This window comes from Altererythrobacter chaiwopuensis, from assembly GCF_054957755.1.
The window spans coordinates 207053-229103 of record NZ_JBTXJG010000001.1; the positions used below are offsets into that span (position 1 = coordinate 207053).

Sequence of the window (22051 nt, forward strand, 5' to 3'; positions counted from 1 at the left end):
GGCCCATCAAGCGCATGACCGCGCCTAACAAATAGGCTGATCGTGTAACCCGGCTGCGCTTGGCCGCGAATATCTCATTGGGGCGCCCGACTGGAGAGCTACCATGAAAATTGCCACAATTGTCGACCGTAAGGGCCGCCAATTCAATACAGTCAGCCAATCTGCCTTGCTGGTTGAAGCGATCAAGATCATGCACCGATTGTCGATCGGATCGGTCGGCGTCACCGGAGATACGCCTGGCGATGTGCTGGGGATCGTTTCACAGCGCGAGTTGATGGCGGCGATTGCGGAACGCGGAATTTCCGGGCTGAATTTGCCGGTGCTGATCTTCATGCGCAAACCGATCCTCTCGTGCAGTTGCGAAGATAATGCATCTGACGTGATGCAGATGATGACGCGTGAGCGCAGCCGCCATGCGCTTGTCCGCAAGGGCAACGCAATGGTTGTCGGTATCGTGTCGCTCGGCGATCTGGTGGCGGCTCTGCTGGAAGAGGCCAAGCTGGAGGCAGGCGTTTTGCGCGACATGGCCCGATCACGCATCATGGCCCTGTCGGCATAAGGCGTGGGGGCGCTATCGGCCATCGGGCGTGCAATCGCGAAGTTCCTCAGCAAGCCCTCGCGAGCGCCCTATGCCAATGCGCCAAGCGACGAAGCGGCTTTGGCCAGGATCATCAAGCCAGGTGATGTCTTGCTGGTTGACGGGCGGCAGCGGATCAGCTCGGCGATTAAATACCTGACCCAATCGACCTGGTCACACGCAGCGCTGTGCATTGCCGCAGCAGACACCAGAACCGGCGCCTTGCCCCAGTTCGTCGAAGCTGACGCTGTCGTTGGCGTTCGCCAGATTTCGAGCGATGCGTTTGCCGGCCTGCATATCCGAATCTGTCGGCCGATAGGGCTGACCGATGCCGATGTCGCTGGCATCATTGCATTCGCGACGAGCCGTATCGGCGATGAATACGATCTGGCAAATGTTATCGACCTGGCGCGTTATCTGTTCCCGACCCCGCCGGTTCCGGCAGCCTGGCGGCGGCGCATGATTGCGCTGGGCAGCGGCGAACCTACGAAAGCGATCTGCTCGACCTTGATCGCCATGGCCTTTCAGTCGGTCCATTATCCGATCCTGCCGGAAATAACCCAGGAACTGATCGACGATCCCGATTGCAAGGGGTGCCTGCGCGATATTCTGCACATCAGGCATCACAGCCTGTTCACACCGCGCGATTTCGATGTCTCGCCATATTTCAAGATCATCAAGCCATCGCTGGAACAGGGTTTCGATCCTTACCGTTTGCGCTGGAGTGCGGACACAGCTCCACCGGCGATCGCCAATGCCTGACCTGGCAACCCCGATTGCCCCGATCAGCCAGCCCCGCCATCCGATCGCGCGCCGCCGCGCATGTGATCGAGTGACAGCCGGTCTTCATCGAGAAATGCCAGCAAGACGAGCGATGCCGCAGCCATGCCGAGCGAGGGAAAGAACAGGATCTGGCTGCTGGCCCGATCGAGCAACCACATGCCGAACGGATCGAGCAGATATTTCCAGATCGACAAGGCTCCGGTGACCAGCACCACCGCCTGCGCGGCATAAGAGTATCGACGCCATAGCCCGGCAATCACCAACGCTCCGACTACCAGCAAGATCGCGCCCCAGCCCAGCTGGATTGCATGCGCAGACCCCAGGCCGGAATAGTATTTGTCGCTGACATGCGCGCCCACATCCGGCTTCATCACCCTGACGAGCCCCCAGACTACCAGCAACAGCCCGGTCGAAATGCGCAGGAACAGTAGGCTATAGGCTTTCATTTCTCTCTCCCCCTCGCCGGTCGCCAAAAAAACAGCGCGCGGCTTATCCATCAATATACATCACATTGCGCCAAAAAGTTACATCGTGCCTTGCCGATATGACTATCTTCGGCGCCAGGAATGATAGCGTGCGACCAGCCTGAGCAAGCCTTCGGGCGCATGTTTCTTCTTCCATTCCCCGGCCGCATACTTGTTGGCTTCCGCCATGGTCGGATAGGTGTGTATCGTGCCCAGTATCTTGTTCAAGCCCAGCCCGTGCTTCATCGCCAGGACATATTCGGCAAGCAGTTCTCCGGCGTGTTCGCCAACGATGGTCACGCCCAAAATCCGGTCCTTGCCCGGCGGGGTCAGCACCTTGACGAATCCCGTAGTGGCGCTTTCAGCGATGGCGCGATCAAGTTCGTGCAGCGGGTAAACCGTCACTTCGTGGTCGATGCCCTTTTCCTGTGCTTCAAGCTCGTTGAGGCCCACGCGCGCGACTTCGGGATCGACAAAGGTAACCCAGGGGATCACCCGGTAATCGGCCTTGAAACGCTTGAATTGGCCGAACAGCGCATTGACGCTGGCAAACCATGCCTGGTGCGAAGCGGTGTGGGTGAACTGATAGGGGCCGGCGACGTCCCCCGCAGCATAGATATTGGGGAAAACGGTGGCGAGGTATTCGTCCGTCACCACGGTCTTCCCGGTCTCGATACCCAGTTCCTCCAGCCCATAGCCTGACAGCCGCGCCTTGCGCCCGATCGCAACTATCAGCGCATCATAGGGCAGAGCCTGCTCACCCTCGTCGTTCCTGGCGATCAGCACGCGCGTGCCGCCATGCGTTTCGGCCCGCAAGGCCTGGTGACCGGTCAGGACCGTCACTCCGGAAGCTTCCAGCGCGGCCTGGGCCAGTTCGGAAACCTCGCGGTCCTCGCGGGTCAGCAAGCGATCCGCCATCTCTACCTGGGTCACTTCAGCGCCGAGCCGCGCCAGTGCCTGGCTGAGCTCCGACCCAATCGGCCCGCCGCCGAGTAGGACAATGCGCCCAGGTATTTCATCAAGCTGGGCGAATTCTTCCCACAAGGTGTCGCTGGTGAGATAGCCGGATTCGGCAAGGCCGGGCAGGTCTGGCACCAGCGGTTCCGCGCCTGCAGCGATGACGATCGAGCGGGTAGTGAGGCGCTGTACGGTGCCGTCGTCGCACGCGATCTCGACCGTCCATGGATCGATGATCCTGGCATAACCCTTTACGACATCGACCCCCAGGCCGGTGTAACGTTCGACGCTGTCATGCGGCTCGATCTCGGCGATGACATCGTGGATGCGCTGCATCACCTGCCGGAAGCTGAAGCGCGGTTCGGCGCTTTCCAGTCCGTAACGATCGCCATGCCGCATCTGTTCGGCAACCTTGGCGGACTTGATCAGCGCTTTGGACGGAACGCAGCCGTAATTGAGGCAGTCTCCGCCCATCTTCCCGGCTTCGACCAGCGTGACCTTCGCCTTGACGGTGGCGGCGATATAGGCCGAGACGAGCCCGGCCGCACCGGCGCCGATCACCACCAGATTGCGGTCAAAATGCCGTGGCTTCTTCCAGCCTGAATAAACCCGGCGGCGCTTGATCAGGCTCATGATCCATTTGCCGAGCCACGGCAGCAGACCCAGCGCGGCGAACGAAGCGAGCAGGCCAGGCGATGCAATGTCGGACAGGTTTTCGATCCCGGCCAGCTGTGTCCCCGCATTGACGTATACGATCGTGCCCAGCAACATACCGACCTCGCTGACCCAGAAATATGTCCAGACCCTGATGGGTGTCAGACCCATCAGCAGATTGACCGCGAAAAAGGGAAATACCGGCACCAGTCTGAGCGAGAAGAGGTAGAATGCACCATCGCGCTCCACCCCCTCGTTGATCCGCTTCAATCGTTCTCCGAAGCGCGCCTGCACCGCGTCATGGAACAGGTAGCGCGATGCGAGAAACGCCAGTGTAGCCCCGATCGTCGAAGCGAAGGAGACGAGGATCGTCCCGGTGACTATTCCGAAAATAGCACCGGCGGCCAAGGTCATGATAGCAGCACCGGGAAATGACATCGCGGTGAGCGCGACATAGATCGCAAAAAACGCCGCCAGCACCAGCACAGGATTGGCGCGATAGAAGCCGTCAATTGTCGATTGCTGCGCCTTGAGCGTCTCGATCGTGAGATACTGCCCCAGGTCAAACTGCACCCATGCCGCGATGACGGCTAGGAAAAGGACAATCAGGGCAAGGCGTTTGTACATTTGCTTTCCAGTCGATTGGTGTTTGCGACCTGTTTGTCGTTCCTGCTTCGCATATCTTACGGTTTGGAGCGATCAACAGGTTCCGCCAGGCATTTGGCCGCGCGTCTGATCTGCGGCAGCTGGCGCTCGAACTGACGGCATGGCCGACATATCAGCAAGTGCATCCGCAGCCTGATGCGCTCGCCAAGCGTAAGCTTGCGGTCCTGCGCTTGCGAAACCAGCCCGGTCGCATGCTGACAATTCATTTCGACGCGGCTCCTTCTCCAAACCAATGCGTTTCAAGACATGCCCTGAGCGCGAGCCGGGCGCGGTGCAGAATGACATGAACGTTGGACACCGAAAGTCCCAGTTCAAGGCAGATTTCGGGGGTTTCCAGGTCAATAACCTCTCGCATCAAAAACACCCGCCCCTGCTGCGCGGGAAGCCGGTTGAGGCAGGCATAGAACACCTCGAGAAACTGGCGCGAATTGAGATCGGCCTCGGGATCTTCCCACTGCGCCGGCCGGGCGGCATCATGCCACATGCCGCGCCGGTCGAACATATCGGGCAGTGGGCCATCGTCAGCCGCCATCGCCATCTGACGGGAGCTGACCCGGCGCCGTTGACGTGCGCGCAGCAAATCGGCGATCTTGTGCTTGAGGATGGCGATGATCCAGGTCTTGAGCGCCGCCTCGCCCCTGAAACTCGCCGCGCTGCGAAGCGCGCCGGCAAGAGCTTCCTGCACTACGTCTTCGGCCTCTGAGTCGTCGCCCAACTGCTGCCGGGCAAACGCCAGCATATCCGCGCGAACCCGGAAAAGGAATTCGGGAGACGTGCCTTCTGCCATGCTGGACAGGCCCTGATCTTCAGCCATGTGCTTGATTGGTCCTGATCCTGGTTCGTTCGGCGCTGGCATCAGTCCCCAATCGTGTAACACTCAACAAATCTCCGGTCCAGCCAGCCCTCCAGAAGCCATTCGGATGGCGGTTTGCCACTGTCGGTCAAAACGATGATGAGGGCCAGGAGGAACGACACGCCGGAAACAATAGGTTCCGTTGCGGTTCTGGATGTCGTTTCTCACGGTCATGTTCCCTGCTACACATGCAACAGCCAACCGTCAAAAATCCTTTTATTTTCATGGCTTTCGAGCACTCTCAGTCACTTGAGAGGCCATGGTGCCCAGAAGAGGACTCGAACCTCCACGCCCTTGCGAGCGCCGCCACCTGAAGACGGTGCGTCTACCAATTCCGCCATCTGGGCACACAGTGCGTCCGGTCATCGTAAGCCGGGCCGCAGGTAGGGGCGGGCCAATAGCGATTGCAGGCGTCATCTGTCAACGCAAGAAAGCACAATCTTGCTTAGGAACGCTTGCAGTGCGCTGCGCGTTACGGCAAGGCGCGCTCCATTGTGCATACCGGCTCGGCAGGACGGATAGATCATGGCCAACACCGCCCCCCTGAAGGACAAGCTCGTCACCATATTCGGTGGCAGCGGTTTCCTGGGAAATTATGTGGCGCAGGCGCTGCTAAGTTGCGGCGCAAGACTGCGCATTGCAAGCCGCCATCCCGAAAGAGCTTTTGCGCTGAAGCCGCTGGCCAATCTTGGCCAGGTGCAGTTCCAGCGCTGCGACATCACCGATGGACGCAGCCTTGAAGCCGCGCTTGCCGGTAGCGAGGCGGTGGTCAATCTGGTCGGTGCCTTTGACGGCGACCTGCGCCAGCTTATGGGCAAGGCGCCCGGCCGGATGGCGAAATTGGCCAAGACCGCCGGAGCAAGGGCATTCGTACACGTCAGCGCCATCGGCGCCGATGCGGATTCCCCGATCGCCTATGCCAGTGCAAAGGCTTTGGGTGAGCGCGAAGTGGCGGAAGGGTTCCCCAACGCGACGATCATCAGGCCTTCGGTGATTTTCGGCAAGGACGATAATTTCGTGAACATGTTCGCGGGGCTGATCCAGTGGATGCCGGTGCTGCCGGTTTTTGGCCCCGATGCGGTGTTCCAGCCGGTTTATGTCGATGATGTGGCCAAAGCGATCGCAGCGGCTATCGGCGATCCTGGCAAGCATGGCGGCAAGACATATGAATTGGGGGGGCCTGAGAAGCTGACCATGCTCGAAATCAATCGCAGGATTGCCGCCGCGCAGGGGCGCAAACGCCATTTTATCCCCATGCCGGATGCTGCATCGGCAGGTTTCGCCGCCATGCCGCTGACGCCCCTGAGCCGCGCGCAATGGGGTTTGCTGAAGCAGGGGAACAGTGTTTCGGGCCAATATCCCGGATTTGCGGCGCTAGGAATCCAGCCGCGCCCGCTAGGGCTGTTTCTCGACAAGTGGATGCTGCGCTATCGCAGGCATGGCCGGTTCAGCACGGGGCAAGCCGCCGCGGGCTGAAGCGGTTCAGTTGTCGTCCGCTTCCGGCGCCGTGCCGGTTTCGGTGCCTAGCAGGTTTGCCCGCTCCACCTGCAGGACCGCCCCGTCGCTGCCGATGATACGCACCCTTGTGCCAATCCCCATGTCCGGCCCGCGCGCGATCCATTCGCTATCGCCATATTTGATGCGGCCCGATCCACCATCGAGCGCCTGGGTAACGATCGCGGTCTCCCCCACCAGGCGCGAGCCGCGCCGGTTGAGCAGGGGATCCGAACTTTCGATCGGCGAATCGCGCAGCATTCGCCGCGCGCTGAAAGCCGCGATCAGCGACAGGAATACAAAGATGACAATCTGCGAAGGAAAGCCGAGACCAAGGCCCAGAGTGAGCACACCGGTGATGACCGCAGCAACGGCGAGCCAGATCAGGTAAACCCCCGGCACCAGCATTTCCAGTGCGGCAAGGATCAGCCCAATGGCAATCCAAATCCAATGCGCATCAAAGCCTTCGAGGCCGTCCATCAACTATCCCCTGTGCGAGGCACGCTGGTACGCGGCTTTCCCGGTGTAAGTTGCGTGCCTGAGCGAGAGCCCATCGCGGTTGTGACGTCGCCTTCGGCTGGCTGGATTGCACTGCGCACCAGCTCGCCGATCCCGCCCAGCGATCCAATCAACTGGGTCGCCTCTACCGGGAACAGAATGGTCTTGGCGTTGGGGCTTTCAGCGAATTTGGCCACCGCCTTGGTGTATTCCTGTGCGATGAAATAGTTGATCGCCTGATTGCCCGAAGCGGCAATCGCATCCGATACCATCTGCGTTGCGCGCGCTTCCGCCTCGGCCGCGCGCTCGCGTGCTTCGGCATCGCGGAACTGCGCTTCGCGCTTGCCTTCAGCCTCGAGGATGGCAGATTGTTTTCGCCCCTCGGCGCGCAGGATAGAGCTGGTCTTGTCACCTTCAGCCTCGAGAATTTCCGCGCGCTTCAGCCGCTCTGCCTTCATCTGCCGCGCCATGGCTTCGGAGATATCGTGCGGCGGGCGGATATCCTTGATCTCGACGCGGGTGATCTTCACGCCCCAGGGCGAAGTTGCATGATCGACCACGGCCAACAAGCGGGCGTTGATCTCATCCCGCTTCGAAAGCGTCTCGTCCAGATCCATGCTGCCCATCACTGTGCGCAGATTGGTGGTCGTGAGCGCCATGATCGCCTGATAGAGGCTGGAAACTTCATAGGCTGCCTTGCCCGCATCAAGTACCTGGAAGAACACCACCGCATCCACGCCGACCATGGCGTTGTCGGCGGTGATGATTTCCTGCCCCGGAATGTCGAGCACCTGCTCCATCATGTTTACCTTCTGGCCAACGCGGTCGACGAAAGGGATGATGATGTGCAAGCCCGGTTCGGCAGGCATGGTGAATTTTCCGAGCCGTTCTATCGTGTAGACATAGCCCTGCCTCACGACCCGCACCGCCATCAGCAAGAACACGATCAGCAAGAACACAAGCGCGGCGAGGGCAATATATTCCATCAATGCTACTCCAGAAACCGGGGTCGAGTGGCAGAGTAACGTCCATCCACTCGTGGGCCAAGCAAAAGCGGATCGATAACAGTGACCGTTCCGCTTATTTGCATGCTTGCGCGCGGTGAGCGACCGATCCCGGCGTCACAGTGCCTTGCCGTAAAGCGCCAGCAGATCGGTCCAGGCCTTTTCCGCCGCTGCCTGGGCATAAACCGGGCTGTCAGGCACGGTCCAGCCATGGTCGCCATCGAACACCTCGACCTGCGCAGGACGACCGGCAGCCTTGAACGCCTCGGCCAGCACAGTCTTTTCCTCGGGCGCCTTGTCATCGTCGTTCTGCCCGATGGCGACGAGGAAGCTCGCCTGCGTCTGGCCGATCAGCGCGTGCGGGCTCAGCGGATCGCCCTCGCGAACCAGCCCGCCGCCGTGGAAACTTGCCGCCGCGCGGACCCGCGATGGCACCGCCGCCGCGGTCCAGAAGGTGAAGGGCCCGCCCATGCAATAACCCTGTGTGCCCACGCCGCGCGCGATATCGACCGCTGCCTGCGTGTCGAGCCAGCCGATTGCCGCAACGGCATCGCGCATGATCGCCTCTGCGTCCAGATGCCCGCGCATCTCGCGCGCCATGGGCCAACCGTCATTGCCGGCGAAATCGGCGAAGTCCTTCCATATCTCGCCCTTGGCGTCGCGGTAATAGGGATTGGCGACGAGGACCGCATAGCCTGCGCCCGCCAGCCGCCGCGCCATAATACGCTTGGCCTCGCGAATGCCGGCGATATCAGGCCACAGCAGCACGGCGGGATGCGCTCCGGATGCGGGGTGGACGAAGAAGCCGTCCATCGTCCCGTCGGGCGTACCGAAGGAGACCGTGCTTTCGGTGAGCAGCGCCGAATTACCGTTGTCGGCCAACCCATCGCCAGGGTTGCAGGCGGCCAGCACCGCGATCCCGCCCAGCGTGCCGAACTGGCGGCGGCTAAGCCCTTCCTTCGCCCAGCGGGTTATCATTGCTTCATCACACATCGTCTGCTCCTTCGATTGGCCTGATCCTGCCCTGACTAGCTTATTTGCACAATGGACAGTTGCGCAACTTCGCGGCAGTCTGCTTCGCGGACGAGAACGGAAGGTGGACCAAGCGCCAGTTCTTTGGGGAGAGATAGCGCAATGAAAGCGAACGGTTTTATCGTAGCAGCCTTGAGCGCTGCCAGCCTGCTGCTCGCCGGATGCAGCGATAGCGGCCGGATCGGTTCGGAAGAGCTGCTCAATGCCGATGCCGATAGTGCCAACTGGATCACCTATGGGCGCACTTACTCGGAGCAACGCTTTTCCCCGCTTGACCAGATCAATACCGGCAATGTCGACCAGCTGGGCCTGGCCTGGTTCGCTGATATGGACACCGCGCGGGGGCAGGAAGCCACCCCGCTTGTGATTGATGGCAAACTCTACCTCACCACCGCCTGGAGCAAGGTGAAAGCCTTCGATGGCGCCAGCGGCAAGCTGTTATGGGAATATGACCCGCAAGTTCCCGGCGAAACCGCGGCCAAGGCCTGCTGTGACGTGGTCAATCGCGGGCTCGCGACCTGGGGCGACAGGCTGTTCCTCGGCACGCTGGACGGCCGGTTGATCGCGCTGGAACGCGGCAGCGGCAAGGTGATCTGGGAAAAGCAGACCACCGATCCAGAAAAATCCTACACCATTACCGGTGCACCGCGGGTGATCGACGGCAAGGTGCTGATCGGCAATGGTGGGGCCGAATTCGGTGTGCGCGGCTATATCGCTGCCTATGATGCAAAGGACGGCGATGAGCTGTGGCGCTTCTACACCGTGCCCGACGAGCCGAGTGACGACGATCCCGAATATCTCAAAGCTGCGGCCGAAACCTGGAGCGGCGAGTGGTGGAAGCTTGGCGGCGGCGGCACTGTGTGGGATGCGATGGCCTACGATCCCGATCTCGACCTGCTCTATATCGGCGTGGGCAACGGATCACCCTGGAACCGCGCATATCGCAGCCCCGGCGAAGACGGCACCGGCGATGGTGACAATCTCTACCTATCCTCGATCGTCGCGATCCGCCCGGATAGCGGCGAATATGTGTGGCATTACCAGACTACGCCGGGCGAGACCTGGGACTATACCGCCACCCAGCACATCATGCTGGCCGATCTGGAAATCGACGGAAAACCGCGCAAGGTGCTGATGCAGGCGCCGAAGAACGGATTTTTCTACGTCATCGACCGCGAAACCGGCAAGTTCATCAGCGGACAGCCCTATATCCCGCAAAGCTGGGCCCTGGGCATAGATGAGAACGGCAGGCCCATCGAAAATCCCGAAGCCCGCACCGAAAAAACCGGAAAGCCGGCCTTGGTCATGCCAGGGCCGCTAGGCGGACATAACTGGCATCCCATGGCCTATCACCCTGGCGAAGGCCTGGTCTACATCCCGGCGTTCGAAGCAGCCTCTATCTACGCCCCCCTCAAGGGCTGGAAGCCTGATCCCAAGCGCGGCTTCAATGTCGGTTATGACCTTGGCGCTGGCGATCTCCCGCCTGACCCGCAAATCCGCAAACAGGTATATGGCACTGTGCGGGGCAAGCTGCTGGCATGGGATCCGGTGGCCCAGAAGGCACGCTGGGAAGTGGAGCATGCCGGTCCGTGGAACGGCGGTGTGCTGGCAACCGGTGGCGGCCTGGTATTCCAGGGCAATTCCTCCAGCGAATTCAATGCCTATGATGCGGCAAACGGCACGAAACTGTGGAGCTTTCCCGCACAAACAGGCGTAGTTGCTCCGCCCGTCACCTACACTATCGCTGGCGAACAATATGTGGCGGTTCTGGCAGGCTGGGGCGGCGCTTATGCCATCACCGCCGATGGCGGTTTGATCGATGACGCCAAGCCGGTCCAGAACATCAGCCGACTGCTGGTTTTCAAACTCGGTGCCGCTGGCAAGCTGCCGCCCCAGCCGGAGTTGGCCAAACTGCCGCTCGATCCACCCCCGAGCCGGGCCAACGCTGAAACCATTGCGCTCGGCAAGCAGAAATACGCCCGCTATTGCGCGGTGTGCCATGCTCCTGCAGCGGTGGGATCAACCGTCCTGCCTGATCTGCGGCGATCGGGCACGCTGCAAAGCCGCGACACATTCCTTCAGGTCGTGCGCGGGGGCATGTTGCAGGACCGGGGCATGGTGAGCTTTGCCGAAAGCCTGACCGAACCGGAGGCAGACGCGATCCGCGCCTATATCATCGCCCGTGCCAATGAGGACAAGGCAGCGGGGCTTGACTGAGGGCAGCGCGCTGCCCGGCATCAGCCCCTGAATACCACGGTGCGTGTGCCATTGAGCAGGACGCGTTCCTCAAGGTGCAGCCGCACCGCTTCGGCCAGCACGCGCCGTTCGATATCGCGCCCCTTGCGCACCAGTTCCCCGGGCGTGTCGGCGTGGGTTATCGGCTCGACATCCTGGTGGATGATCGGGCCTTCATCAAGGTCATGCGTGACGTAATGCGCGGTGGCGCCGATCATCTTCACCCCGCGAGCATGCGCCTGGTGATAGGGCTTGGCGCCCTTGAAACCCGGCAGGAAACTGTGGTGGATATTGATGCAACGGCCCGAGAAGAACGCCGCCTGCTCGTCTGACAGGATCTGCATGTAACGGGCCAGCACCACCAGCTCGGCATCGCATTCTTCTGCGATGGCGCGAACCTGCGCCTCCTGCTCAGGCTTGGTTTCGCGCGCGACCGGCAAGTGGTGGAACGGCACGCCGCCAATATCGGTGTGGTGGATCGCTGTGCGCGGGTGGTTTGACACGATCGCCACCGGCTCCATCGGCAGCTCCCCGATGCGCCAGCGATAGAGCAGATCGGCGAGGCAATGGTCGAACTTGCTGACCATGATCATCACCCGGCGTGGCCGATCGCGCAACGAAAGTTTCCATTGCATCTCGAACTCGCCCGCCAGCGGGGCGATGCCTGCGCGGATTTCCTCGCGCGGTACGGCGCCCGGATCGAATTCGACGCGCATGAAGAAGCGGTCGCTCTCGCAATCGTTGAACTGCTGCGCTTCGAGCACATTGCCGCCGCGCTCGAACAGCAGCGAGCTTACCCGGGCGGTGATGCCGGGCCGGTCAGGGCACGACAGGGTCAGGACAAGCGGCCCAGCCATGTCAGCGCCGCGTCAACGCCTCTTCGCTTTCAGCCATCAGGGTCTGGATGATGTCTGCGACCGGCTCTTCTGCCTTGACCATGCCGACCGACTGGCCTGCCATCAGGCTGCCGCCTTCGACATCACCGTCAATCACTGCGCGGCGCAGCGCCCCTGCCCAGAAATGTTCGATCTGGAGCTGCGCTTCGCCCATGTCGACTTCCGCCCGGTCGAGCCTGCCCGCCACTTCGAACTGCTTGGCAGTGAATTCCTCCGTACCCTTGTTCCTGAGCGCGCGGACCGGGATTACCGGCAGCCGCGGATCGACCTGCACGCTGGCGATCGCATCGCGCGCGCTGGCGCGGAAAAAGGCCTTCTTGAAATCGGGGTGGGCAATGCTTTCCGTGGCGCAGGCAAAGCGCGTGCCCAGCTGCACGCCCGCCGCGCCCATCTCGAGATAGCCGGCGATCGCCTGGCCCTTGCCGATCCCGCCGGCAACAAAGATCAGATGCTCGTCCGCCAGCTCAGGCAGCATCTCCTGCGCCAGCACGCTGGTCGATACCGGGCCGATATGGCCACCGGCCTCCATCCCTTCGATCACCAGTGCATCAACGCCGGAACGCAGCAGCTTCTTCGCCAGCGCCAGCGTGGGGGCGAAGCAGATGACCTTCGCATCCTTGCCGCTTTCGCCCTTGATTGCTTCGACGCTGCCCTTGGGCGGGATGCCGCCAGCGAGCACCACATGCCCGACGCCGTGCCGCTTGCAGACATCGATCAGCTCGAACAGCTGCGGGTGCATCGTGATCAGGTTCACACCAAACGGCCTGGATGTCAGCTTCTTCGTCTCGGCGATTTCGGTGTCGAGCAGTTCGGGCGTCATCGCGCCGCACGCGATCACGCCGAAGCCGCCGGCATTGCTGATGGCCGAAACGAGGTTCCGCTCGGATACCCAGCTCATCGCGCCGCACAGAATCGCATAATCGCAGCCGAGGAAATCGGTGCCGCGCTGCATCAGGCGGCTGGTCTTGGGATAATTGCTCATGCGCCGCCGATTAGGGCCGAAGCCCGCGCGCGGCAAGCATGTCAGTCATTATAGAGGATTCTCACCTTGCCAGCCGCTTCGGCAGCGATGCGCCGCGCCGTGTCTGTATTGTCAGCCACGGCCAGGGCCACGCCCATGCGGCGATAGGGCCGCGTGGTCGGCTTGCCGAACAGGCGCAGGTCAACCGTGCCGCCCGTCACGCCCAGCGCATCTTCCACTCCGCTAAAGGCAAAATCCGCGCTCTCGCGATCCGCCAGGATGACCGCCGAAGCCGATGGCCGCGCGCGGATTTCGGCGGGAACCGGCAGGCCCATGATCGCCCGGGCATGCAGGTCGAACTCGGTCAGGTTCTGCGAGATCAGCGTCACCATTCCGGTGTCATGCGGTCGCGGGGAGAGTTCCGAGAAGATCACCTCCTCACCCCTGACAAAGAATTCGACGCCGAACAGGCCCCAGCCAAGGCCAGCGCCAGCGAGATTCTCGACCACTTTGCGCGCCATATCCTGCGCCTTGGCGATGGCCGCCTCGCTCATCGGGGTGGGTTGCCAGCTTTCCTGGTAGTCGCCGCGTTCCTGCCGGTGGCCTATCGGCGGGCAGAAGGTTACCCCGCCCGCATGCCGCACCGTAAGCAAGGTGATTTCATAGTCGAAATCGATGAACTGCTCGACGATCACCCGGCTGCGATCGCCGCGCATATTGGCCACGGCATAATCCCACGCCGCTTCGAGCCCGGCCGCACTGTCGACCTTGCTCTGCCCCTTGCCCGATGAGGACATGACCGGCTTGATGACGCAGGGAAAGCCGGTGCGCTGCGCCGCGGCCCGCACTTCCTCCAAATTTTCGGCATAGCGATACACAGAAGTCGCCAGGCCCAGCTCCTGCGCGGCCACATCGCGGATCCGGTCACGGTTCATGGTCAGCTGCGTGGCGCGGGCAGAGGGAACGATGTTGAAGCCTTCCGCTTCTAGTTCGCCCAGCACCTCTGTGCGGATTGCCTCGATCTCCGGCACGATCAGGTCAGGCCGGTGTCTCTCCGCTACGGCGCGCAAGGCTGCACCATCGAGCATGGAGAACACTTCGCTTGCATCGGCCACCTGCATGGCGGGCGCATGGGCATAGTCATCGCAGGCGATGACATAGGCACCCAGGCGTTTGGCCGAGATGGTGAACTCGCGGCCCAGTTCGCCAGAGCCGAGCAGCAGGATTTTCTTGGTGAATGACATGGCACGGCTCTAGCCGCAGAACCTGGCCAAGCCAACGGTTGGGTTGGTTAGGTGCCGGTTAGCCGGGATCCCTTGCCGGAGTGGTCGTGGCGGATTTCGGCCCTGCGCCCGCCCATGGCCCGGGCCACCACCAGCGCACGCTCTGCATGCGCCATGACCGTATCGAGCGATCCCGCAAAGCTCGCAACTCCGGCAGAGGCCGTCAGCCGCATATCGCCGCCTTTCACTTCACCGGAAAGGCTCGCAAAAGTCGCCAGTGCATCCTGCGTAAGCGCCAAGGCATCAGGTGCCGCGCAATCAGGCATCAATACCGCAAAGCGGTCTCCATCGAGCCGGGCCAGAATGCGATCTTCGGGCAGGACATTGGCCAGAAAGCTGCCAAACGCCCACAGAACATCATCGGCAATCGCATGGCCGAAGCGCAGTTTGAATGCGGCAAATCGGTCAATCTCGAAGAGCGCGACGGCCCCGTTTGACCTGCGAGCCAGCAACTGTGCGAGCATCGCCTGGAATGCGCGAGCATTGGCAAGGCCGGTGGCAGCATCGGTCATGGCAGCCGCCGCCAGCTCGCCTTCCAGAGAACGGCGGCCTTCAACCGATCGCAAAAGACCCAGCGCGCCGACAATTCTGCCCTGCTCATCAGGGGCAGGGCGCAGGCTGAGCGCGTACCAGGCCTTTTCCGGCGAGCCGCTGGCCAGCGGAAATTCGAGCCGGTTGGCTGGCGTGCAACCGGCCAGCGATTCCTCGTGATAGGCGCGCACCGCTTCGGCGTGCCCGGGCGTGGTAAGATCCGCCAGATGAGGCTTGAACAGCATCTCAGACAGGCGCAGCCCCAAGGCCTCAATTCCGCGCGAAGCGTCCTCGATAAATCCTTCCACATCGGTTTTGATCAAGATGCTGCCGGCTGTTTCAGCCAGCATGTCCTGCAATATTTCCCCGTATCTTCCGGAGAAGGATTCCTTCATTGCCGAATGCCCCCGGCTTGCGCGACCAAACCCATCAACCCGCCGTCAGGCCCTGTGTATAACTTAACTAACCGGTTTACGAATTTATTGACAAGATTACCTGTTTTTCAAGTATTTCACCTGGCAATCGTTTAGTTTGTTAAGTTAACCTGACTAAAAAACGAATCAATTTATATCCTTGTTTACCATAATACATCCGGAGGTGAAGAAATCTGTTCGCATTGAAGAATAATGCACTGGCAGTCAGATTTCGATCAGGATGCGAACCATGCGGGCGTCCAGGCCCAGCGCCCTGGCTATCTGGTCACGGCTGGTATGCAGCAATTGGGAAACACCCACAGGATGATGCGCCGAAATCAGCTCTTCTGGATTCAGCCCCAGCACTTCTGCGATCGCGGGAATGCGGTCATCCACGGGGCGAGCCTTGCCCTTTTCCCACGCCCAAACGGTGGGTTTACTAACGCCCAGCTGGTCGGCGACCTGGGCCAGGGTTAGCCCCCGGGCCTTGCGGGTCTGCTCCAGCTTCTTGCCCAGTCCGGCGCCGAGCAAGGCGGTGTCCACAGGCGCAGCGGGCATTGGGGGAAGCGGCGCGCCCGCCCTGAGCTCGACCGCGCTGAGCGCGGCGGTGCCGATGGCGCGATTGAACTGGCATCCGAACAGGCTGCCGCTTGACCACACGACGCGAGCAACCACTGCTCCCTCATGGGGGAGATCGACTTCAATTTCCGCACCAGAGCCGAGTTCAAGCTCAGTCTCGATCAGCATGCCGGTTGCCGAGACATTGTGCACGGTGACATTGGCCCGTTCGCTCGTTGCAGTGCCGCCGCTTGTCTTAAGGTATAGATAGCGTCGGTCATGCAGCCGCGAATCAGGCCCGGCCGTGTCTTGAAACAGTTGCGCCTCGATCGGGATGGTTTGCTCTCCTTGCTAGACCCCAAGAGGTCGTCCGAGAGCATTAAGATTCGGTTATCGGCCACGCTCGGCGCGACGCGATGTGCTACCTTCGCGGCGGGTTGGCCAGCCAGGCGCAGGGGATCATCCGCTTAACCGGGGCTGCCACTAAGCAGCCTCATCCTTGGCATCAAGGCCATAGGCAGTGTGGAGCACGCGCACGGCCAGTTCGGTCTCGTCCTCGTCGATCAGCACCGAAACCTTGATCTCGGAGGTCGAGATCGCCTGGATATTGATCCCGCGATCGCTGAGTGCGCGGAACATGGTGCTGGCAACACCGGCATGGCTTTTCATCCCCACGCCCACCACGCTTACCTTGGCGATCTTGTTGTCGGTAATGATACGGTTGAACCCGATTTCCTCGCGCTTGTCCTCCAGCAGCGCCTGTGCGCGGGCAAGGTCGGCTTGAGGTACAGTGAAGGTCACGTCAGTCTCGCCTTTGTCGCGGCCGACATTCTGGATGATCATGTCGACATTGATCGAGGCAGCAGCCAGCGGCTCGAAAATATGCGCCACAGCGCCCGGCTTGTCAGGCACGCGGGTAAGAATCACCTTCGCTTCATTCTTGTCATGCGCGATACCGGTCACGAGTTGGCGTTCCATGTTGCCGTCCTCCACTAGCTGGCTCATTTCATCATCCGACACGATCAATGTACCGGGCAGGTCGTCTGCGGGGACCGCGTCATCGCCCAGGAAGCTTGAAAGCACCTGCACGCGAACGCCCGCTTTCATCGCCAGGCCGACCGAGCGGGTCTGAAGCACCTTGGCCCCGACCGAGGCCAGCTCGAGCATTTCCTCATAGGTCACGGCCTTGAGCTTTCGTGCCTTGGCCACGATCCGCGGATCGGTGGTGTAGACCCCATCGACATCGGTGTAGATATCGCAGCGATCGGCATGCACTGCCGCAGCAACCGCCACAGCAGAAGTGTCAGACCCTCCGCGCCCAAGCGTGGTGATCCGGCCGTCATCGCCGAGCCCCTGGAAGCCAGGGATGACGGCGATTTCGCCTGCCTCCATCGAAGCGATCAGCGCATCCGCCTCGATCGATTCTATCCGCGCCTTGGCATGCGCTTCGATGGTACGCACGGGCAATTGCCAGCCGAGCCAGCTGCGCGCCCTACAACCCATCGATTGCAGGGTCAGCGCCAGCAATCCGCTGGTCACCTGCTCGCCGCTGGCAACCACCACGTCATATTCCGCCGGATCATAGATCGCGTTGGCTTCGCGGCAAAAATTGACCAGCCGATCGGTTTCGCCCGCCATGGCCGAAACAACCACTGCCACCTGGTGCCCGGCGGCCTGCTGTTTGCGCACGATATTCGCCACGCGACGAATGCGCTCGGTCCCCGCCATCGAGGTGCCGCCGAATTTCATCACGATGCGTGCCAAGGCTTTTGCGCTCCAAGCTGGTTCGAATCTGTGCGCGCTGTTAGGGACGCACAATGACAAAGGCAAATGTCACAAATGTAACCATCCGCCCAGAGGAAGCAGCGCATTTTTCATCGCTGGCGCGCGAATGGTGGAATGCCAAGGGCCCGATGGCTTCGCTGCACCAGGTCAATCCGGTGCGCCTCGCTTTCCTGCGCGAAGCGATCGACCGCCACTGGGGCGGCGATATCCGCGCGCCCCGGCCGCTCGCCGGCAAGAGCGCGCTCGACGTGGGCTGCGGCGCCGGGCTGGTGTGCGAGCCGCTGGCCCGGCTCGGCGCGCAGGTGACCGGCGTCGATGCCTCAGCCGAGAATATCGGCGTCGCTAGCGCGCATGCCGCAGGTGCCGGGCTCGACATCCGCTATATGGCGGGCGAGCTCGCCAGCCTCGATCTCGGTACCTTCGATCTCGTCACCTCGTTCGAGGTGCTGGAGCATGTGGCTGACAAAGGCGCTTTCCTTGCAGCCGTTGGTGCAAGCCTCAAGCCTGACGGCCTGCTGGTCATGTCCACTCCCAACCGCACGGCGGCGAGCCGCCTGCTGCTGGTCGAGGCGGCAGAGCGCGTCGGCTATGTCCCGCGCGGCACGCATGACTGGAACGACTTCGTGACGCCAGAGGAACTCGCTGACCTGCTGGCCGAGGCTGGCCTGGCCATGGGGGAAGTGCGCGGAATTGCGTGGCGGCCGGGCAAGGGCCTCCACCTGTCCGATGACGTGTCACTAAATTTTATCTTCAGCGCCCGTCCCGCGCGCTGACTGCACCGCCGGGATCGTCGGCAAACACGCCCGAAACCCCTGCCCGGCCAAGCAGGCCAAGCAATGCAGCCTGGTCGCCTCTGCCCGCATCACCGCCGCTGCCACGCAGGCTGGCAGGCAGGAAGGCATTTTCGGGGCGGAGCGTCCAGGCGTGGAGTGCGAGCCCTGCCGCCTTCGCATCGGCGGGTAGCGAAGTGGGGGTGCCATCGGGCCCGAGAATCATGGCGATATGCGCCGCAACCACATCGGCATATCGGGCAATCTCCGCCAGCCCGGTCGGCGTGATCATTTCCGCATAGCGCATCGCGGGCTCATCGGCCGGGCCATCCTCGGGCTTCACCAGCTGCACCAGCTTGAAATCGCTGCGCTGGCCAAGCCGCCGCAAAGTCCCGACCTCAAAGCTCTGGATGAATACCGGATCCGCCGCTGTAATGCCGAGATTACGCAGTTCCTTGAGCAGCAGGTCGACCATGTCGATCCCCGCCTCCTGCAGCAGGAAGTTGGGATGCTTGAGCTCGGGATAGAGGCCGATCCTGCTTCCTTTGTCCGCCTCTTTCGCCCGTACCAGTTTTACGATCTCTTCCAGCGTCGGCACCTGATACAGCCCGTTGAAGCGCGCATTGGCCGGGCGAAAGGCGGGAATCCGCTCCTTCGCGCGCAGGGTGCGTAGCTCGGCAAGGGTAAAGTCCTCCACAAACCAGCCTGCAATGCGCTGCCCATCAACAGTCTTTTCACGGCGGCGATCCTCGAACTCTTCCCGGCTGGCAACATCGGTAGTGTCCGATAGCTCGTTCTCGTGGCGTGAAACCAGCACCAGGTCCCTGGTCACGACCAGATCGGGCTCGATATAGTCAGCCCCCTGATCGATCGCGCGTTCATAGGCGGCCAGCGTGTGCTCTGGCCGTTCTGCACTTGCGCCGCGATGGGCAATAATCAACATGTCATCACCCATTGCATGGGCCGCCGCCGGGAATGCGGCTGCCAGGCTCACTGCGGTTAACAGGCCGATAAAGCCACAATTTAACCTCACCTTAGCAATGATCCCTGTATTTTTGCGGGCTATGTTCAAGAAACTGCTCCTTGCGACCTTGATCGTGGTCATCGGCATGTGGGGTGCCGGCTATGATGTTGCGGGAATCAAGGATGATATCTGGAACGCCGCCAACAAGCAGGCGGGCGCCATGACCGGTCGCGCGCACATGGAAGGCAGCGACTGGGGCGACAGCGCCACTTAAAACGCCGCGTTCCATTCACTTTCCTTGAAGCCTACCAGAATGCCACCTGCGTGCTCGATCACCGGGCGTTTGATCATGCCTGGATATTGTGCGAGCAATGTGACGGCCTTGGCTGCGTCGATATCGGCCTTTTCTTCATCTGACAGCTTGCGAAAGGTCGTGCCGCGGCGATTGAGCACGACATCCACGCCCTTGGCCTCGATCCACTGCGCCAATTTGGCCGGATCGGCACCTTCCTTCTTGTAGTCATGAAATGCGTAGGCGATGCCCTTTGCATCAAGCCAGCTGCGGGCCTTCTTCACTGTGTCGCAATTGGGAATGCCGTAAAAATGGATCGTCACTTGGTGGTGTCCCTTGCTTCGAAGCGGTGGATACGCGGATTGTCGCAGCCGAACAGCGTGTAGCTGGCGTAATATTCATTGCGGCCATTATCCTGGGCCGCGCGGTGTTCTGCCACCTTGCCCCAGGCGCGGGCAGCCGCCTCGCTTTCCCATTCGGACAGGGCGATAACCTCGCCGTCCTCGGCAGTGAAGCTCTTGAAGCCGAGAAAGCCGGGCTGCACCGAGGCAAGCGCGAGCATGGCGTCAGCCTCGGCATCATATTCGGCCTGGTCCAGATCGGCACGTTTGCGATTGCGAAACACCACCAGATACATCAGCCGGTTCCCCTGAGATGGGCATCAGCGATCGCCACTGCCAGCGCATCGGCGGCGTCGGCCCCGGCAATTATCGCCCCCGGCAAAAGTATTTTGAGCATGGCCTGGACTTGCGCCTTCTCGGCCCCGCCGGTGCCGACAACGGCCTTCTTGACCAATCGCGCGGCATGCTCGCTGACGTGAAGGCTGGCCGCGCCGCAGGCAGCCAGCACTGCGCCGCGCGCCTGCGCCAGCTTGAGGGTCGATTGCGGGTTCTTGTTGGCGAAGACTTCTTCCGCCGCAGCCCGGTCGGGCGAATGGGCAGCGATCACCGCGGCGATCGCGCCATGCAGGTGATCGAGCCGCTGCGCCATCGGCGCCTTGGAATCCGTCTTGATCTCGCCGTTGGCGATATGGACGAGGCGCGATCCCTCGACCCGGATGACGCCCCAACCGGTGCAGCTGAGCGAGGGGTCGAGGCCAAGGATCAGCATATCGGAATCATATCCGGATGCCGATGCGCGGACCGAATTGCACCATGATGAAATAGAGCGCCACGGTCAGCGCGCAGCCTGCCGCGAGCGTGATCCAGAAGCTGAAACCCTGGCGCAGCATCAATGGCATCAGAAGAAACATCGGGAGGCTGGGCAGGACGAACCAGAAGGTTGCCTCGGCATGGGTGGCCATGTTTTCGGCATCCGGGCGCGCATGCCAAAGGAAGATCATGCCCAGGATCGAGACCAGTGGCAGCGAGGCAATCAGCGCCGCCATCGCGGGCAGCCGCCGGCCCACTTCGGCAATCGCCGCGATCATCGCACCGGCAAGCAGCGCCTTCGCGACGAAGCTCCACATCAGCCGATCTTCTCCATGATCTCGTCGCTGATCTCGTAATTGCCCCACACAGTCTGAACGTCATCATCGTCATCCAGCGCATCGACCAGCTTCAGCAATGTCGCCGCGCCCGATTCGTCCATCTCGACGGTGATATTGGGCTTCCACGCCAGCTTGACGTTTTCCGCTTCGCCAAGCACGGCTTCGAGCGCGCTGGCAACAGCGTGAAGGTCGTCGGCAGCGGTCCAGATGGTGTGGCCATCTTCGCTGCTTTCAACGTCGACTGCACCCGCTTCGATCGCGGCTTCCAGCAGTTTTTCCTCATCGCCTGCACTGGCCGGATATTCGATCAGGCCAAGCCGCTCGAAGCCGTGTTGCACCGAACCTTCAGTGCCCAGATTGCCGCCGTTCTTGGAAAAGCAGGTGCGCACATTGGTGGCCGTGCGGTTGCGGTTGTCGGTCAGTGCCTCGACAATGATCGCGCTGCCTCCCGGGCCATAGCCTTCATAGCGCACTTCCTCGTAATTATCTCCGTCATTGGCAGATGCCTTGTCGATCGCGCGCTGGATATTGTCCTTCGGCATCGATTGCGCCTTGGCCGCATTGATCGCAAGGCGCAGGCGCGGATTCATGTCCGGATCGGGCATGCCCATTTTCGCCGCGACTGTGATTTCGCGCGAAAGCTTGGAGAAGAGGTTTGAGCGCTTCTTGTCCTGCGCGCCCTTGCGATGCATGATGTTCTTGAATTTGGAATGGCCTGCCATGGGATGTCGTTTCGCAAATCTCGATTGGTGGGAACAGGGGGTCGCATTAGCCGCATGACGCGTAAAATCACAAGCCTTCCCGCGCATATCCATGCGCAAGCGGAATGGGCGAGCTATTTGGCCTTCGTTAAACTCCCGGCACTTCCCGAACAAACCGCTCCATTCGGATT

The 22051-nt window shown here is 61.5% G+C and carries 25 protein-coding genes and 1 tRNA gene; 6 read left to right on the top strand and 20 right to left on the bottom strand.

All coding sequences use genetic code 11. The features are described from left to right. Positions 1 to 103 precede the first annotated feature (103 nt). Together ACX2DJ_RS01085 and ACX2DJ_RS01090 are read left to right on the top strand one after the other, a co-directional pair. Positions 104 to 559 (top strand): CBS domain-containing protein, encoded by a 456-nt coding sequence (locus ACX2DJ_RS01085; RefSeq protein ID WP_462570492.1) that lies wholly within the window; start codon positions 104 to 106, stop codon positions 557 to 559. A 3-nt stretch (positions 560 to 562) separates the two neighbouring features. Further along, complete coding sequence (locus ACX2DJ_RS01090) at positions 563 to 1339, top strand: YiiX/YebB-like N1pC/P60 family cysteine hydrolase (protein WP_462570493.1); 777 nt, start codon at positions 563 to 565, stop codon at positions 1337 to 1339. 23 nt (positions 1340 to 1362) lie between these two features. Here the strand turns inward: ACX2DJ_RS01090 and ACX2DJ_RS01095 are convergent, their stop codons facing one another. From ACX2DJ_RS01095 to ACX2DJ_RS01115, 5 genes are all read right to left on the bottom strand, one after another. Further along, positions 1363 to 1806, bottom strand: coding sequence for a DoxX family protein (locus tag ACX2DJ_RS01095; protein ID WP_462570494.1), 444 nt, complete (start codon positions 1804 to 1806; stop codon positions 1363 to 1365). Between the two features lie 102 nt (positions 1807 to 1908). Beyond that, positions 1909 to 4062 carry a dihydrolipoyl dehydrogenase family protein gene (locus ACX2DJ_RS01100; protein WP_462570495.1) on the bottom strand — a complete coding sequence of 718 codons (2154 nt, stop codon included), beginning with the start codon at positions 4060 to 4062 and terminating at the stop codon, positions 1909 to 1911. 56 nt (positions 4063 to 4118) lie between these two features. Beyond that, complete coding sequence (locus tag ACX2DJ_RS01105) at positions 4119 to 4307, bottom strand: zf-HC2 domain-containing protein (RefSeq protein WP_462570497.1); 189 nt, start codon at positions 4305 to 4307, stop codon at positions 4119 to 4121. Continuing rightward, on the bottom strand, positions 4304 to 4915 hold the full coding sequence (locus ACX2DJ_RS01110) for a sigma-70 family RNA polymerase sigma factor (RefSeq protein ID WP_462570498.1): 612 nt from the start codon (positions 4913 to 4915) through the stop codon (positions 4304 to 4306). Before ACX2DJ_RS01110 ends, ACX2DJ_RS01105 begins: the two co-directional genes overlap by 4 nt. A 299-nt stretch (positions 4916 to 5214) precedes the next feature. Further along, positions 5215 to 5301 (bottom strand) — tRNA-Leu (locus tag ACX2DJ_RS01115). A 178-nt stretch (positions 5302 to 5479) separates the two neighbouring features. Here ACX2DJ_RS01115 and ACX2DJ_RS01120 point away from each other — a divergent pair. After that, on the top strand, positions 5480 to 6430 hold the full coding sequence (locus ACX2DJ_RS01120) for a complex I NDUFA9 subunit family protein (RefSeq protein WP_462570499.1): 951 nt from the start codon (positions 5480 to 5482) through the stop codon (positions 6428 to 6430). A gap of 6 nt (positions 6431 to 6436) precedes the next feature. Here the strand turns inward: ACX2DJ_RS01120 and ACX2DJ_RS01125 are convergent, their stop codons facing one another. The 3 genes from ACX2DJ_RS01125 to ACX2DJ_RS01135 form a co-directional block, all read right to left on the bottom strand. Further along, positions 6437 to 6928, bottom strand: a complete 492-nt coding sequence (locus ACX2DJ_RS01125) for an NfeD family protein (protein ID WP_462570500.1) — start codon at positions 6926 to 6928, stop codon at positions 6437 to 6439. Next, on the bottom strand, positions 6928 to 7932 hold the full coding sequence (locus ACX2DJ_RS01130) for an SPFH domain-containing protein (protein ID WP_462570501.1): 1005 nt from the start codon (positions 7930 to 7932) through the stop codon (positions 6928 to 6930). Before ACX2DJ_RS01130 ends, ACX2DJ_RS01125 begins: the two co-directional genes overlap by 1 nt. 135 nt (positions 7933 to 8067) lie before the next feature. After that, complete coding sequence (locus ACX2DJ_RS01135; RefSeq protein WP_462570502.1) at positions 8068 to 8943, bottom strand: dienelactone hydrolase family protein; 876 nt, start codon at positions 8941 to 8943, stop codon at positions 8068 to 8070. Between the two features lie 141 nt (positions 8944 to 9084). Between ACX2DJ_RS01135 and ACX2DJ_RS01140 the strand changes: the two genes are divergently transcribed. Then, on the top strand, positions 9085 to 11199 hold the full coding sequence (locus tag ACX2DJ_RS01140; protein WP_462570503.1) for a PQQ-dependent dehydrogenase, methanol/ethanol family: 2115 nt from the start codon (positions 9085 to 9087) through the stop codon (positions 11197 to 11199). 20 nt (positions 11200 to 11219) lie between these two features. Here ACX2DJ_RS01140 and purU read toward each other — a convergent pair whose 3' ends face one another. From purU to ACX2DJ_RS01170, 6 genes are all read right to left on the bottom strand, one after another. Beyond that, the gene (gene purU, locus ACX2DJ_RS01145; RefSeq protein ID WP_462570504.1) at positions 11220 to 12074 is read right to left on the bottom strand and encodes a formyltetrahydrofolate deformylase; all 855 of its coding nucleotides are present in this window, start codon (positions 12072 to 12074) and stop codon (positions 11220 to 11222) included. A gap of 1 nt (position 12075) precedes the next feature. Beyond that, positions 12076 to 13095, bottom strand: a complete 1020-nt coding sequence (locus ACX2DJ_RS01150; RefSeq protein ID WP_462570505.1) for an NAD(P)H-dependent flavin oxidoreductase — start codon at positions 13093 to 13095, stop codon at positions 12076 to 12078. Between the two features lie 41 nt (positions 13096 to 13136). Then, entirely contained in the window at positions 13137 to 14318 is a 1182-nt protein-coding gene (purT, locus tag ACX2DJ_RS01155) for a formate-dependent phosphoribosylglycinamide formyltransferase (RefSeq protein WP_462570506.1), read from the bottom strand. Positions 14319 to 14365: 47 nt separating this feature from the next. Next, positions 14366 to 15211 carry a GGDEF domain-containing protein gene (locus ACX2DJ_RS01160; RefSeq protein ID WP_462570507.1) on the bottom strand — a complete coding sequence of 282 codons (846 nt, stop codon included), beginning with the start codon at positions 15209 to 15211 and terminating at the stop codon, positions 14366 to 14368. Between the two features lie 315 nt (positions 15212 to 15526). Further along, positions 15527 to 16195: a helix-turn-helix domain-containing protein gene (locus ACX2DJ_RS01165; protein ID WP_462572518.1), complete on the bottom strand. Its 669-nt coding sequence runs from the start codon at positions 16193 to 16195 to the stop codon at positions 15527 to 15529. A gap of 147 nt (positions 16196 to 16342) precedes the next feature. Continuing rightward, positions 16343 to 17623 carry an aspartate kinase gene (locus ACX2DJ_RS01170; protein WP_462570508.1) on the bottom strand — a complete coding sequence of 427 codons (1281 nt, stop codon included), beginning with the start codon at positions 17621 to 17623 and terminating at the stop codon, positions 16343 to 16345. 53 nt (positions 17624 to 17676) lie between these two features. Here ACX2DJ_RS01170 and ubiG point away from each other — a divergent pair, with 53 nt between their 5' ends. Next, positions 17677 to 18417 (top strand): bifunctional 2-polyprenyl-6-hydroxyphenol methylase/3-demethylubiquinol 3-O-methyltransferase UbiG, encoded by a 741-nt coding sequence (gene ubiG, locus ACX2DJ_RS01175; protein WP_462570509.1) that lies wholly within the window; start codon positions 17677 to 17679, stop codon positions 18415 to 18417. Here the strand turns inward: ubiG and ACX2DJ_RS01180 are convergent. Then, entirely contained in the window at positions 18395 to 19369 is a 975-nt protein-coding gene (locus ACX2DJ_RS01180) for a glycerophosphodiester phosphodiesterase family protein (RefSeq protein ID WP_462572519.1), read from the bottom strand. The genes ubiG and ACX2DJ_RS01180 overlap by 23 nt on opposite strands. A gap of 109 nt (positions 19370 to 19478) precedes the next feature. Between ACX2DJ_RS01180 and ACX2DJ_RS01185 the strand changes: the two genes are divergently transcribed. Then, positions 19479 to 19652, top strand: a complete 174-nt coding sequence (locus ACX2DJ_RS01185; RefSeq protein ID WP_462570510.1) for a hypothetical protein — start codon at positions 19479 to 19481, stop codon at positions 19650 to 19652. Here the strand turns inward: ACX2DJ_RS01185 and ACX2DJ_RS01190 are convergent. Genes ACX2DJ_RS01190 through ACX2DJ_RS01210 form a run of 5 tightly spaced genes read right to left on the bottom strand, consistent with a single transcriptional unit; the run spans position 19649 to position 21881 of the window. Then, entirely contained in the window at positions 19649 to 19993 is a 345-nt protein-coding gene (locus tag ACX2DJ_RS01190) for an arsenate reductase (RefSeq protein WP_462570511.1), read from the bottom strand. The genes ACX2DJ_RS01185 and ACX2DJ_RS01190 overlap by 4 nt on opposite strands. After that, on the bottom strand, positions 19990 to 20307 hold the full coding sequence (locus tag ACX2DJ_RS01195) for an antibiotic biosynthesis monooxygenase family protein (protein ID WP_462570512.1): 318 nt from the start codon (positions 20305 to 20307) through the stop codon (positions 19990 to 19992). Before ACX2DJ_RS01195 ends, ACX2DJ_RS01190 begins: the two co-directional genes overlap by 4 nt. Next, positions 20307 to 20780, bottom strand: coding sequence for a crossover junction endodeoxyribonuclease RuvC (gene ruvC, locus ACX2DJ_RS01200; RefSeq protein ID WP_462570513.1), 474 nt, complete (start codon positions 20778 to 20780; stop codon positions 20307 to 20309). Before ruvC ends, ACX2DJ_RS01195 begins: the two co-directional genes overlap by 1 nt. 7 nt (positions 20781 to 20787) lie before the next feature. Next, complete coding sequence (locus tag ACX2DJ_RS01205) at positions 20788 to 21138, bottom strand: DUF3147 family protein (protein ID WP_462570514.1); 351 nt, start codon at positions 21136 to 21138, stop codon at positions 20788 to 20790. Next, entirely contained in the window at positions 21138 to 21881 is a 744-nt protein-coding gene (locus ACX2DJ_RS01210) for a YebC/PmpR family DNA-binding transcriptional regulator (RefSeq protein WP_462570515.1), read from the bottom strand. Before ACX2DJ_RS01210 ends, ACX2DJ_RS01205 begins: the two co-directional genes overlap by 1 nt. Between the last annotated feature and the right edge of the window lie 170 nt (positions 21882 to 22051).

What these genes read in the sequence shown, in the direction of transcription:
- ACX2DJ_RS01130 (WP_462570501.1), bottom strand. Translation starts at nt 7,932, where the DNA reads ATGGAATATATTGCCCTCGCCGCGCTTGTGTTCTTGCTGATCGTGTTC.
- ACX2DJ_RS01140 (WP_462570503.1), top strand. Translation starts at nt 9,085, where the DNA reads ATGAAAGCGAACGGTTTTATCGTAGCAGCCTTGAGCGCTGCCAGCCTG.
- ACX2DJ_RS01205 (WP_462570514.1), bottom strand. Translation starts at nt 21,138, where the DNA reads ATGTGGAGCTTCGTCGCGAAGGCGCTGCTTGCCGGTGCGATGATCGCG.
- ruvC (WP_462570513.1), bottom strand. Translation starts at nt 20,780, where the DNA reads ATGCTGATCCTTGGCCTCGACCCCTCGCTCAGCTGCACCGGTTGGGGC.
- ACX2DJ_RS01105 (WP_462570497.1), bottom strand. Translation starts at nt 4,307, where the DNA reads ATGAATTGTCAGCATGCGACCGGGCTGGTTTCGCAAGCGCAGGACCGC.
- purU (WP_462570504.1), bottom strand. Translation starts at nt 12,074, where the DNA reads ATGGCTGGGCCGCTTGTCCTGACCCTGTCGTGCCCTGACCGGCCCGGC.
- ACX2DJ_RS01120 (WP_462570499.1), top strand. Translation starts at nt 5,480, where the DNA reads ATGGCCAACACCGCCCCCCTGAAGGACAAGCTCGTCACCATATTCGGT.
- ACX2DJ_RS01150 (WP_462570505.1), bottom strand. Translation starts at nt 13,095, where the DNA reads ATGAGCAATTATCCCAAGACCAGCCGCCTGATGCAGCGCGGCACCGAT.
- ACX2DJ_RS01185 (WP_462570510.1), top strand. Translation starts at nt 19,479, where the DNA reads ATGTTCAAGAAACTGCTCCTTGCGACCTTGATCGTGGTCATCGGCATG.
- ACX2DJ_RS01085 (WP_462570492.1), top strand. Translation starts at nt 104, where the DNA reads ATGAAAATTGCCACAATTGTCGACCGTAAGGGCCGCCAATTCAATACA.
- ACX2DJ_RS01100 (WP_462570495.1), bottom strand. Translation starts at nt 4,062, where the DNA reads ATGTACAAACGCCTTGCCCTGATTGTCCTTTTCCTAGCCGTCATCGCG.
- ACX2DJ_RS01195 (WP_462570512.1), bottom strand. Translation starts at nt 20,307, where the DNA reads ATGTATCTGGTGGTGTTTCGCAATCGCAAACGTGCCGATCTGGACCAG.
- ACX2DJ_RS01110 (WP_462570498.1), bottom strand. Translation starts at nt 4,915, where the DNA reads ATGGCTGAAGATCAGGGCCTGTCCAGCATGGCAGAAGGCACGTCTCCC.
- ACX2DJ_RS01125 (WP_462570500.1), bottom strand. Translation starts at nt 6,928, where the DNA reads ATGGACGGCCTCGAAGGCTTTGATGCGCATTGGATTTGGATTGCCATT.
- ACX2DJ_RS01210 (WP_462570515.1), bottom strand. Translation starts at nt 21,881, where the DNA reads ATGGCAGGCCATTCCAAATTCAAGAACATCATGCATCGCAAGGGCGCG.
- purT (WP_462570506.1), bottom strand. Translation starts at nt 14,318, where the DNA reads ATGTCATTCACCAAGAAAATCCTGCTGCTCGGCTCTGGCGAACTGGGC.
- ACX2DJ_RS01135 (WP_462570502.1), bottom strand. Translation starts at nt 8,943, where the DNA reads ATGTGTGATGAAGCAATGATAACCCGCTGGGCGAAGGAAGGGCTTAGC.
- ACX2DJ_RS01180 (WP_462572519.1), bottom strand. Translation starts at nt 19,369, where the DNA reads ATGGGTGATGACATGTTGATTATTGCCCATCGCGGCGCAAGTGCAGAA.
- ubiG (WP_462570509.1), top strand. Translation starts at nt 17,677, where the DNA reads ATGACAAAGGCAAATGTCACAAATGTAACCATCCGCCCAGAGGAAGCA.
- ACX2DJ_RS01095 (WP_462570494.1), bottom strand. Translation starts at nt 1,806, where the DNA reads ATGAAAGCCTATAGCCTACTGTTCCTGCGCATTTCGACCGGGCTGTTG.